General features: G+C 54.7%; 11 protein-coding genes. 8 read left to right on the plus strand and 3 right to left on the minus strand.

Annotated features, from left to right (window positions below):
• The first annotated feature begins 31 nt into the window (after positions 1–31).
• Together ABD931_RS03845 and ABD931_RS03850 are read left to right on the plus strand one after the other, a co-directional pair.
• On the plus strand, positions 32–1,135 hold the full coding sequence (locus tag ABD931_RS03845; RefSeq protein ID WP_345264126.1) for an endo-1,4-beta-xylanase: 1,104 nt from the start codon (positions 32–34) through the stop codon (positions 1,133–1,135).
• A gap of 177 nt (positions 1,136–1,312) precedes the next feature.
• A complete protein-coding gene (locus ABD931_RS03850) occupies positions 1,313–2,197 on the plus strand; it encodes an NmrA/HSCARG family protein (protein ID WP_345264128.1) in 885 nt (294 codons plus the stop codon).
• A 96-nt stretch (positions 2,198–2,293) separates the two neighbouring features.
• On the opposite strand, the gene ABD931_RS03855 is transcribed toward ABD931_RS03850, so the two are convergent.
• Together ABD931_RS03855 and ABD931_RS03860 are read right to left on the minus strand one after the other, a co-directional pair.
• On the minus strand, positions 2,294–2,815 hold the full coding sequence (locus ABD931_RS03855; RefSeq protein ID WP_345264130.1) for an anthrone oxygenase family protein: 522 nt from the start codon (positions 2,813–2,815) through the stop codon (positions 2,294–2,296).
• Between the two features lie 15 nt (positions 2,816–2,830).
• Positions 2,831–3,187 (minus strand): DUF6249 domain-containing protein, encoded by a 357-nt coding sequence (locus ABD931_RS03860; RefSeq protein ID WP_345264132.1) that lies wholly within the window; start codon positions 3,185–3,187, stop codon positions 2,831–2,833.
• Between the two features lie 55 nt (positions 3,188–3,242).
• On the opposite strand from ABD931_RS03860, the gene ABD931_RS03865 reads away from it, so the two are divergent.
• From ABD931_RS03865 to ABD931_RS03875, 3 genes are all read left to right on the plus strand, one after another.
• Positions 3,243–3,866, plus strand: coding sequence for an RNA polymerase sigma factor (locus ABD931_RS03865; RefSeq protein ID WP_345264134.1), 624 nt, complete (start codon positions 3,243–3,245; stop codon positions 3,864–3,866).
• Complete coding sequence (locus ABD931_RS03870) at positions 3,863–4,303, plus strand: hypothetical protein (RefSeq protein WP_345264136.1); 441 nt, start codon at positions 3,863–3,865, stop codon at positions 4,301–4,303. Before ABD931_RS03865 ends, ABD931_RS03870 begins: the two co-directional genes overlap by 4 nt.
• Positions 4,304–4,479: 176 nt before the next feature.
• On the plus strand, positions 4,480–4,908 hold the full coding sequence (locus ABD931_RS03875; RefSeq protein ID WP_345264138.1) for a hypothetical protein: 429 nt from the start codon (positions 4,480–4,482) through the stop codon (positions 4,906–4,908).
• On the opposite strand, the gene ABD931_RS03880 is transcribed toward ABD931_RS03875, so the two are convergent.
• The gene (locus tag ABD931_RS03880) at positions 4,903–6,606 is read right to left on the minus strand and encodes a GMC oxidoreductase (protein WP_345264140.1); all 1,704 of its coding nucleotides are present in this window, start codon (positions 6,604–6,606) and stop codon (positions 4,903–4,905) included. The two genes, ABD931_RS03875 and ABD931_RS03880, sit on opposite strands and share 6 nt — an antisense overlap.
• A gap of 197 nt (positions 6,607–6,803) precedes the next feature.
• Here ABD931_RS03880 and ABD931_RS03885 point away from each other — a divergent pair, with 197 nt between their 5' ends.
• The 3 genes from ABD931_RS03885 (at position 6,804) to ABD931_RS03895 (ending at position 12,103) form a co-directional block, all read left to right on the plus strand.
• Positions 6,804–9,680, plus strand: a complete 2,877-nt coding sequence (locus tag ABD931_RS03885) for a M14 family zinc carboxypeptidase (RefSeq protein WP_345264141.1) — start codon at positions 6,804–6,806, stop codon at positions 9,678–9,680.
• Positions 9,681–9,713: 33 nt separating this feature from the next.
• A complete protein-coding gene (locus tag ABD931_RS03890) occupies positions 9,714–11,756 on the plus strand; it encodes a toll/interleukin-1 receptor domain-containing protein (RefSeq protein ID WP_345264142.1) in 2,043 nt (680 codons plus the stop codon).
• Positions 11,757–11,944: 188 nt separating this feature from the next.
• The gene (locus ABD931_RS03895; protein WP_345264144.1) at positions 11,945–12,103 is read left to right on the plus strand and encodes a hypothetical protein; all 159 of its coding nucleotides are present in this window, start codon (positions 11,945–11,947) and stop codon (positions 12,101–12,103) included.
• Positions 12,104–12,131 lie beyond the last annotated feature (28 nt).

Genomic DNA, 12,131 nt, shown 5'->3' on the forward strand with positions numbered 1-12,131 from the left:
ATGCGTCTCTACCCTTTCACAAATCCAAATTATGAGAAGCTATATAATCGCTATCGGTGCAGCAACGTTGTTTGGTATAAACGTGTTGCCCAACACCACTCTCGCCCAAACCATTCCTTCGCTGAAAGATACCTTCAAAAAGGACTTCGGCATCGGAACGGCGCTGAACAACGCCCAAATCGAAGAACGTGACCCGCAGGTGACCGCCTTTATTGTTCGTCAGTTCAACATGGCCACGCCCGAGAACATCATGAAATCGGCGCTGCTTCACCCGAAATGGGATACCTTCGATTTTACAATGGCCGACAAACTGGTGGAATTCGGGAAGAAGCACAACATCAAAATAAACGGTCATACGCTGATCTGGCACAGTCAGTTGCCGATGTTTATTCGCGGCATCAAGAGCTCCGATTCTATCCGGACATTTTTCACGGAACACATCAAAACGGTGGCCGGTCGGTATAACAGAAAAGTATTCTCGTGGGATGTCGTCAACGAAGCCCTCAATGAAGATGGCACTCTGCGGAAAACCGTATTTCTGCAACACCTCGGCGACGATTACGTGACGGAAGCCTTCCGGCTGGCGCAGCAGGCCGCTCCCCAGACCGAACTGTATTACAACGATTACAACAACGAACAACCGGCCAAGCGGGCGGGCTGCATCGCGCTGATCAAAAAGATCCAGGCCGCCGGCGTTCGCATTGATGGCGTAGGCATTCAGGGCCACTGGCATGTGGGCCGGGTGCCCCTGAAAGACATTGAAGAAAGCATCCTTCAGTATGCCGCTCTGGGCCTGAAAGTCATGTTTACGGAGCTGGATATTGAGGTGCTGCCTCGCAACTTCCAGGGAGCCGAAGTCAGTCAGCGGATGACCGCCAATGCCCAGTCGAACCCCTACCCGGATGCCTTGCCTGATAGCGTGCAGCAGCAGCTGGCCGCTGATTACGAAGCCCTGTTCAGGCTGTTCCTCAAGCATAAAGACAAGGTCACCCGCGTCACGTTTTGGGGCGTAAATGACGCCCAAAGCTGGCTGAACAACTGGCCTATCCGGGGCAGGACCAGCTACCCCCTGCTGTTCGACCGGACCAACCAGCCCAAGCCTGCTTTTTACAAGGTCGTTGCGCTGAAGAACTAGCGCGAACAACCATCCCGACCGAAGTAAGTTCGGCCACAATTGCCCTGGAGCCCGGTATGTGAAACCTGACCGTTTACACATGCCGGGCTTCTCAGTTCGTAATCGGTAAAGCGCTTTCCATTGATGCTGACGTACTTTGCGGTACACAATAATCTATCCACAAACAGCAAATACAGCATGAAAACTGAACATGTAATCCTGGTAACCGGCGCTACCGGCCGGCAGGGTGGGGCCGTTGTCCGGCATTTATTACCAACTAATTTCGCCGTCCGGGCGCTCACCCGGAACATAAACAGCGAAGCCGCCCGTAGGCTTCAGGCGCAGGGCGTGGAGGTGGTGCAGGGCGATCAGGAAGATAAGGCCAGTCTGGAACAGGCGTTACAGGGCGTTTACGGCGTTTTCTCGGTCCAGAACTACTGGGAAAAAGGGGTAGGCTATGCCGGAGAAATCAGGCAGGCCCGGAATCTGATCGATGCATCAGTGCAGGCCGGCGTAAAACATTTTGTGCAGGCATCCATTGCCGATACTGATAAGGCCAAAGGCGTGATGCACTGGGAAAGCAAGGCCGAGATTGAGAACTATATAGACCAGGTTGGGCTGCCCCGCACCTTTTTGCGGGCGGTGTTCTTCATGGAGAATTTCTTCGATCCCAAAGCCGGCCCCATGCTGTTTCCCCTGTTGGCGGGGGTTCTTACTCCTCAGACGCGTTTCCACATGGTTGCCGTAGACGATATTGGGGCAATGGCCGCGTTTATTTTCCAGCATCCGGAGGTATATATTGGGCAGATGCAGGATGTGGCCGGCGATCAGTTGACGCTGGCTCAGATGAAAGAGGTTTACCAGCGGGTTACCGGGAAAACGCCACCATCCTACAAAATTCCAAAATGGATCGCCCGGCTGATGATCAGCGATATGGTGAAGCAACTGGAGTGGAACAACAGCCCCGGCTGGTCGGTGGATGTGAACACCCTGCGTGCCATCTTCCCGAACCTGACCAGCTTTGCAGAATTCCTGAATCAGCATATTGGTTCGGCTGTGAAGGCAAAACAAACGTTTTCGTAGTCCCTGAAAAGCTGGTTTCTAATCGATTACGATGCGAGCCTCCATTACCAGATGGAGGCTTTTTTACGTGGGGAGAAGGGGAAGCCGGTTGCTTTTTCAACTGATTCGTGTTTGTAGGGCAGTATAGGTCAGCGCTCGCAGACCGGCTAACCAGGCCAGCATGTACACGAGCAACCGAATCTGGTTCAGCCTCATCCAGGTAGTCACCTGGCTTATAACCTCCTCATCACGGAGACCCAACTGGCGGCTATTCGCCAATTGATTCAGCGTTGGTACAAAATACAGGTAGGTGACCAGAAAGAGCAGAATCACTAAGAGCGAAGAAGAAAGCAACCATTTCCGCTGGTTACCTCTCGCGCGTACTCCCAGAATAAGCACCGACACCGCTAAGAGTCCGAGAGGCTGAGAGGTAAACTTCCAGAATCGCCTGCCAGCCTGGATGGCCTGTTCGGGATGCGTCTTTTGCATGTTAAAAAACTGAATGACTGACTCTGGCGGATTATACGTGACAATGGGGGTGATGACCTGAATCTCATAAAGCCCACCACCCAGCTCGATGCCCATATTAATGACAAATAGCCAGAGAATGACCGTCAGGAAGCGTGATTGGAATGGCATACCAGTACCAGGTTTTCAGGTGGAGGATTTTGTGTTGTTCCTTACGATCAGGTAATACACCAGGAAGCCGATGGCCGTGAATACAGAAATTACCCCGTATGGTAAGCTGGAGTTGAACGAATACGGTAGAAACTCAACCACAATCAATCCGATCCCGGTAAAAAGGAGGATTAGCCCCCATTTCAGATTTTCGATGAGTGAGTTTCGTTCTTCGGTTAACGACCGGTTGGCCTGATCGTTCCACTGGCCTAATTCGATCAGCCGACGGCGCAGCAGGTATGTGGTAAATGGCTTCATAAGCAGGTAAATACCGAAGGCAATCGCTAAAATGACGAAAGTGCCCTGCAGGCCATACTGTTCTTGTAAGGACATAGTGATTAGTGATTTGCTGCATTAGACAGCCGCCATTCGCCGGATGTTGCAGGGAATGCTTAATTTTCTGAGTACTGCAACATCTGCGGGTAGTATGTTGTCAAATGGGCCAATGAACGATGAGCAGACACTGGTTCGCCAGATCTTACAGGGAGACCTTAGGGCCTACCAGATGCTGGTGGAACGTTATCAGCGTTTGGTACTTCATATGGTCAGCCGCATAGTTCGTCAGCCGGCAGATGTCGAAGATGTTTGTCAGGAGGTGTTTATTAAAGTGTATAAACACCTGCGGGAGTACCAGTTTGAAGCCAAACTATCCACATGGATTGCCAGTATTGCGTACCGAACGGCTATAAATTATGCTAAAAAGATGAACCGTTTGCCGGCGCATGGGGACTTGAACCAGGTTTCAGAAACCAGAGAACCCTCAGGAAACAGCAGTCCTGAAGATATACTTGTAAACAAGGATTGGAAATCGTTTCTGTACGCGCAGATTGAGCAGCTTCCCGTTCATTATCGCACCATTCTGACCTTATACCACCTGGAGGAATTATCGTACGAAGAGATCGGACAGATTACATCGCTGCCGGCGGGCACGGTGAAAAACTATTTATTTCGGGCCCGTAAGCTCTTGAAAGAAGCATTGCAACGACACCAGAAAAGAGAACATTGGCTATGAATGAACTGAACGACGATATGATACAACAATGGCTGGATGACCAACGCCGGGGAATCCAACGAAGTCTATTACCTGAAGAGGATGCAGAATCGGCTCGCCTGTACCAGCAACTGTTTGACCAATTATCCAGTGAGCCTTCTGATGACCTGAGCCTGGGTTTCTCGGCCGGCGTTGTGTGGCAGATCAAACAACACGAGTGGCGTGTATCTGAACGTAAGGCGTATATCCTGCTGGGGCTTGGTATTTTGCTGATTCCAACCAGTGCCTTTATCGTTATGATGATGTTCAATCCAAATGCCTTATCGCGTCTGCTCGATGCGCTGGCATACCGGATCGGCCCTGTTTTATTTGGCATACTGCTGTTCGTCGGCGTGCAATGGGCCGACCATGTTCTGGTTAAAGCTGATTTGAAAAGAGATAAGGCGTTGGATGTATGAGCCGAACTACGAATTTGCCGGCCGGTCTTTTGCGGTGGACGCTTCGTTTCTGGGTTTCTCATGTTGGCATGATCGGGTTGCTCATGAGTGTTGCTGCAGTTGCAAGGGCGATCCAGATGCGAGCGGCCGGACCCATTTCTGAAAAATGGTACTGGAGCCTGGAAACAATAGTGGGAGTGGCCCGGATACTAACGTTGCTGGCCATTATAGGCCACGGCAACATCCGTCGGGGTAGCGATCAGGTGAAAAGACTCTTTGGGCTTCGAGGTCAGGAGTGGACAACGGTAGGGCGGTCTGTTCGTCAGACACTGGTTCGTCAGTGGCCTGGCTTGCTGATAGACCTGGTTTTGTTTAGTCTGCTGGCCTGGGTGCTGAACCACAGTATTGCTGGGGTGGCGAATTATCCGGTTGTCATTCTAACAGCACAGAAAATGGGTGTGCTGCATCCTGAGGCTACCGGTACTCCCATTGTCTTCTTCCTGAAAAATCTAACGGTTATTCCGCTCACGATGGTCTTTGATTATGGGTTGGTCTGGTGGCTGAGCGGAAAAATGCCGGTGAGGCAAACCAAAGGCCAAGCCCTGAGGTCTGTCCGGCATTTATAAATTCCCTTTTTTCAGCTCTTTTACTGCATAGTCTGCCGCCCGTGCCGACAGCGCCATGTAGGTGAGCGACGGATTCTGGCAGGGCGAGGAAGTCATGCAGGCCCCATCGGTGCAGAATACGTTTTTGACGGCATGGTGTTGGTTGAACCGGTTAAAGACCGACGTTTTCGGATCGTTACCCATCCGGGCGGTGCCCATTTCGTGAATGCTCAGGCCGGGATGAGCCTGGCTGTCGAAGCCCTCGATGTTTTTAAATCCGGCTTTTTCCAGCATCAGCACGGCCTGCTCGCGGGCGTCTTTCCGCATCAGGGTTTCGTTGTCGCGGTAATGCACGTCCATTTTCAGCACCGGTTGGCCCCATTTGTCTTTGACGTCATCCGTCAGGTACACCTGGTTGTCATAATAGGGCATACACTCGCCGAAGGCATCCAGGGTTATTTGCCAGATGCCGAACCGGGTGGCTTTATCTTTGAAATCGGCCCCGAATCCGTCCAGCCCAAACGCCTGATCCCAGTTCTGCCGATTGGTGTACACCTCAAAACCATACCCGCGCTTAAACGCCTGTTTGTCCGGCCCCACGTTCCGGAAGCGGGGAATGTATAAGCCGGCCGGGTGGCGTCCGTAATAAACTTTATCCAGGTCGTTTTCATAATCGGCGGTGGCGCCCACGTGGAAGTGGTGATCCATCAGATTATGGCCTAACTGACCACTGTCGTCCATGCCGTTGGGAAACCGGTTCGATTTGGAGTTGAGCAGGATAAAGGTGGAACCCAGCGCTGAGGCATTCAGGAAAATGAGTTTGGCGCTGAATTCAAGCCACTCATTCGTCTGCTCGTCGATGACCCGTACCCCGGTTGCCCGGCCTTTTTTCTCATCGTAAATTATTGAGTTGACGATGGAATGCGGCCGTACGGTCAGGTTTCCCGTCTGCCGGGCGGCCGGCAGCGTGGCCGACTGTGTGCTGAAATACGCGCCGTAGGGGCAGCCGCGCATACACATATTGCGGTACTGGCATTTGGCCCGGCCCAGCGCCATCTGCTCCTTTGTGGGGGCGGTCAGGTGAGCCGCCCGTGCCGAAATTACTTTTCGGTCCGGAAACTGGCTGTTTACGGCATGCCGGAAGTGCTGCTCCACACAGTTGTCGGGCATGGCCGGCTGAAACTGACCGTCGGGCAGGTGGGGAATGCCGTCGCGGTCCCCGGCAATACCGGCAAACCGCTCCACATACTCATACCAGGGGGCAATGTCTTTGTAGCGGATAGGCCAGTCGGTGGCGATCCCCTCCCTGGCGTTGGCCTCAAAATCCAGGTCCGAAAAGCGAAACGAATAGCGCCCCCACATCAGCGACCGTCCGCCCACGTGGTAGCCCCGTATCCAGTCGAAGGGTTTTTCTTCAACATATGGATTATCCAGGTCGTTGACGAAATGGTGGTGGGTGGCTTCGGTAATGGCAAAGCCGGTGCGGTTCTGGACCGGGTACTGCTTCAGCAGGTCAAGGGGCATTTGCTGGTTCCGGTGCAGAAATTCCCAGGGCGCTTTGGTAGCCGTGTGGTAGTCTTTGACGTGCTCGATCATTCGCCCCCGTTCCAGCAGGAGGACTTTCAGGCCTTTTTCGCAGAGTTCTTTGGCCGACCAGCCCCCACTAATGCCGGAGCCGACCACAATGGCATCGTAGGTAGTGACTTTACTGTTTTGCATGGGCTTACCGCTAAGCCACCAATTTAAGCAAATTTCCAATGCCCCCGGTTACGGTGGGACCTGGGGGCCGATCAGGCTTTTAGCGTAGCGTATTTGTTTTGCGGCAGACTTTTCATAATATCAGCCAATCAAAGGCAAAATTTTCTCAAAGGTCCTTGAGAATAGCCCCAACGTATTTCTTAACCTCAAATTCTTCTATGCGATTAAACAGTTTACCTCCTGCGCTGCTGCTGACTTGTGCGCTGCTGGCTGGTCCGCTCCGGGCGCAGCAGATTGACGAGACCTACAACCAGAAAATAAAGGAATACACCACCGACCCCCGGTTCTTGCCGGCCTCGGTGCTGAACCTGCCCGACGACCCAACCGTGCCCTCGCCCCGTAAGCACTTTGGTCAGATTGTGGGTACCCCCGGCATTATTCACCGGACGCCGGAGATCTACGGCTATTACCAGAAACTGGCGCAGACCTCACCCAACCTCAGCATGCAGCAGGTGGGTACCACCGAAGAAGGCCGGCCCATTAACCTGGTCGTGATCGCCAACGCGGAGTCGCAGAAACGGCTCGAGCACTACAAAAAGCAACTAGCTCTGCTGGCCGATCCGCGCAAAGCAGGCAGTCAGGATGTGGAGCAGATCCTGGGCGATACCAAACTGGTGTATTACCTCAACGGCGGCCTGCACTCGCCGGAAATGGGCTCGCCCGAGATGCTCATGGAACTGGCTTACCGGCTGGTGACCAGCCAGACGCCGGAGATCAAAACCATCCGCGACAACATTATTGTCCTGATTAACCCGATCTCTGAGCCCGACGGCTGGGATAAGCAGGTCGACTGGTATTACCGCTACACCAAAGCCCGGAAAGAGTACGATGATGGTTTCCCCAGAACACCGCCGTTTTGGGGTAAATACGTCTACCACGACAACAACCGCGATGGTCTTCAGATATCGCAGGCCCTGACCAAAGCGATTTACAGGATCTTCTACGACTGGCACCCGACCGCCAGTCTCGACCTGCACGAGTCGGTGCCCCTGCTATACATTTCCACCGGTACCGGGCCTTACAACGAAACCATCGACCCGATTACCATTGCCGAATGGCAGACGATGGCGAACCACGACATGACGGCGCTGGCCGCTCAGGGCATTCCCGGTGTATTTACCTGGGCGTTCTACGATGGCTGGTATCCCGGCTACGCCCTCTGGATTTCCAACAACCACAATGCCGCCGGCCGCTTTTACGAAACCTTCGGCAATGCAGGGGCCAACACCTACCTGCGCGACCTGGCCGATCAGAAATACGCCGGTGATCTGGTTACCTCCAAGGAATGGTACCGCCCCGATCCGGCCACCGAAAAAGTCTACTGGTCGTACCGCAACAACATCAACTACATGCAGGCTGGGGTACTGGCCTCGCTGTCGTACGGGGCCACCAACAGCCGGATGCTGCTGAAAAACTTTTATCAGAAAGGCCTCAACAACATCCGGAAGGGAACGGAGGGTAAACCCCGCGCCTTTGTGATTCCGAAGAACCAGCGCGACCCGGCCATGGCAGCTTATCTGGTGAATCAACTGCGGGCGCAGGCCATTGAGGTACACAAAGCCGAGACGGGCAAGAACCAGGGCGATTATGTGGTGCTGCTCAATCAGCCCTACCGCAACCTGGCCGTATCGCTGCTGACCAAACAGAACTACCCCAGGGAAGCCAAATTTCCGCCCTACGACGACATTGCCTGGACGCTTGGCTACCTGTACGGCGTGGAGGTGAAAGCCCAGGACTCCCTGACTTATGCCCCCGCCGAGCTGAAGCTGCTTAGCGATGATGTAAAATATGCCGGGGTGTTAGACGGTGCGGGCGCTCAGTACATCCTGAACTATAAAGCCCAGAACACGGTACTGCCGGCCCTGTTCTGGCTGAAGGCACAAAGCAAAACTGCCCAGGCGGTAGTGCTGGACACCAAATCCAAAACGGCCGGACTGACCGATACCCTGGCTGCCGGTGCGGTGGTATTCAAAGGCCTGTCGGCCGACCAGGCGAAAAAGATGGCCAACCAGTTTGGCCTGGATCTGAAGGCCACCAACGCCAATCCGAAAGGCGTAGGGGCACCTTTACGGCAACATGAAGTCAGTCTGCCCCGCGTGGCCATTTACCACTCGTGGTACTACACCCAGGATGAGGGCTGGGCGCGGTACACCTTCGAGCAGCGCGGCATTCCGTACACCTCCATCCACAAAGACCACCTGAAAGCCGGCGACCTGCGTAAGAAGTTTGATGTCATTTTGATTCCCCGGCTGGTGGGTTCAGCCGCCAATTTCATCCACGAGATCGACCGAAAGTATGGCCCGCTCCCGTACACCAAAACTGCTGAGTTTCCGGCCCACGGCTTCCCGGATGCTACCAGTGATATGACCGGCGGACCGGGTTTTGAGGGCCTGCAGCAACTGAAGCAGTTTGTGGAGGCCGGTGGGGTGTTGGTGACGCTGGATAATTCCTCCGCCATCATCGCCGAGACTGGCATTGCGCGGGCGCTCGAGCCATACAACGCTACGGCAGCGGGCCTGTTCCATCCGGGATCGGTGGTGCAGGTAAAAGCCCGTATGCCGGACAATCCGGTGTTGTACGGCTACCCGGAAACGTTCTCTATTTTCCGGGGCAACGGCCCGCTGCTGCAAACCCGCAAGTACAACCGCGACATGATGCTGCTTCAGTACGGCACCAAACCGCTGAAAGACGAGGAGGAATATAAAGGCGAAATCATGGGTATGCCCGACAAAAAGCCGGTAAAAGCCCCTGAAACGAAAACACCACCCAAGGAGCCGCCGTACGTACTCTCCGGCATGGTGCGCAACGAGCAGACCATTATCGGCCACGGCGGCATCTTCAACGTACCGGTAGGAGCCGGGCGCGTCATCGCCTTCACCTTCGATCCGCTGCACCGCTACCTGAACCACCACGATGCCCCACTGCTCTGGAACGTCCTCATCAACTGGAACCACCTGGACACCCCCGCCGGCCCGGCCGCGGTGACGGAATTGGGCAATGGGGCAGAGAAAGCAAAGTCGGGCGGAGGGCAGTAACCCTAAGCCTGTCGACGGGTACGGGCAAGAAATATGAAAGATTTTTTTATCAGCTATAACCAGCACGACCGTACATGGGCCGAATGGATTGCCTGGCAACTGGAGGAGGCAGGTTATTCCGTGGTGATTCAGGCCTGGGATTTTACCGGGAACTGGATTATAGACATGAACAAAGCCATGGTGGACACCGCACGCACCGTGGCGGTTTTGTCTCCGCAATACCTTAGCGCTTCGTATACGCATACCGAATGGGCCAATGCCTTTCGCCTGGATCCAACGGGAGAGAAGGGCCTGCTGATTCCGGTCCGGGTGGCTGATTTTGCGCCCGTTGGTATTTTGGCGCAGTTGGTGTATATCGATTTCGTGGGGCAATCCGAAGAAACCGCTAAAGAACGGTTGCTTCAGCGGGTACGGGGTGAGCGCGGAAAACCGGGCAGGCCACCTGTTTTTCCCGGCGGTCAGGTACCTGCCCACCGCCTGATTACCCAAAAACCACCTTTCCCGGCCAGGGAAGCCGATGAAGCCCAACGGCGGAAAGTTCGGGACATTGTCCTTCATTGGCGCGGCCTGTATGCCACCCGCGTCGGTGCGCTGCGCCGGGCGGCCGAGCAATGCCGGGACTGGATGGAACAGCCCCCTGTACCGTTTGCCGACGAACTGATAGCGGTGCTTGCGCTGGCGGATAGCGTAGCCCTTGACTTTCGGCAACTGGACCTGACCGAACTGGAATATGCCCGAGCCTATGGCCTTCGAATCCATCAGACGGTGTTTTGGGGACAGGCTACCACCGAAGCCTTAAGCTGGGGTGATTTGATCGACCCCGAAAAACGAGCCCGGTGGATAGCTGACAGCGACATTAGAAGGGAATTCGACATTGATGACCAGCCCGGCCGCTATGGCTTTGAACTGCTGGCCCGCCTGCTCGAAGCCGCGCTGGCCCTGGCCCAGTTCGATATCAGTTCACTCCCCGGCGGCTACCTGACCGGCCCGGACTTGTTGCTCCCCGATACGTTGAGCCGCTATGACCAACTGATTATTGCCTCCTGGGATGATAAACCGGGTCTGCATGTGCTGGCGGCCAAAGACGAACTAAGTCCGCTGGGGTCGCTGTTTGCCCGCAATTTGTTCCTTGAGGTTTTGGATGCCCGGCGGAATACGGAGGGGTCGCTGGATGTCCTGGCCAAAGACGAGCAGCATCTGTATTACTGGAGCCGGTCGGGGCAGCAGCCGGTTATGCAATTTGCCAATGAGCCGCCGGTTCTGTGCGGAGCTTTTCTCTCGAACGCACCGGAAGCGGATGCCGTCGTCATCAATACGCAGGGTGACGTACTGCTCCTGTCGATCGATGGACGCACGGTGTCTAAACCGGGTTTGCTGGTTGGTACACCCTCGGATGCCCACTGCTGGATCGATCCGCTTACTCCGGAAAACTGGTATGCACTGGCGTTGACCTGGGAGCATCCCTTCACTGCCGGCATGCAGGTAGTTTCCGGCTTACACGGATTTGCCAAACCTGTTTTTTCGGCCCCGGACTTATGGAACCAGGCAAGTCTGTATCCGTCGGGTATGGATACCGGCGGCAAAGACCCGTCTTCGTTATGGAATAGCCTCTGTTCGCTAACCCTGACTACGCTGGATGGTTTACCCTGCGCCGTGGTGGGGCGTCAGGATCCCTGGGGAACGGGCCTGTGTTTTCTCGAGCCCAGGACGTTAACGCAGGTACGACGGCCGTTGCGGATTCCCGCGCCGATCAGCGGGGTGGTTATCGCGGCTGGGCGATGGTTAGTAGTGACGCTGACGCAACGGGGTTCGGAGGTCAGAGACCGGATCATGGTGTGGGATTTACGCGCCGGCCACGACGAACCTGTGGGTAGTTGGCTGGCCGAAAAAGGCGATGTTGATGCTCCGATTATCGGGAATGAAGACCTCAACTCATTTGACACCTGGCAGGTACTGCGGCAGTTCGATCCGGGCTCCGATGCTAATTTTCAGCTCTGCCGCTTCAGGTGGCCATCCGGAACGGTGGACCACCTGAAGCGGTTCCGGCGACTGTATATATGGCCTGTGGCCGGTTAGTTGGTTTATCATCCCATAAATGGTAATTCACGTATTCAATTTACAGCAGCTTGCCTTCACTAAATCCTATACCGTTGTGATCGGTCATTACGTTTCTTTCCGATCATTTGGCGGCAATCAGCCGCCCCTGGTATTCAGCGTTATACCATCCTGAACGGTTGAAACCCCCACCCTAAACCTTTCCCCGTATGGACTCGCTTAAAATCCCCATCCCCGGCAAAGTAGTTGCCAATCTGGCCGATGATGAAGCTTTTTCTGCCCGCCCGGATAGTAGTTTTAAGATCGAAACCACGTATGAGATCAGCGTCGCTACCCAGGGCGAAGCCTCGCCCTCGGCAACCTCCTGAACCAGGCTTAGGTTCGGGCCTACGATCC

Origin of the sequence: Nibrella viscosa, assembly GCF_039541875.1 — a bacterium.
GTDB classification, from domain to species: domain Bacteria; phylum Bacteroidota; class Bacteroidia; order Cytophagales; family Spirosomataceae; genus Nibrella; species Nibrella viscosa.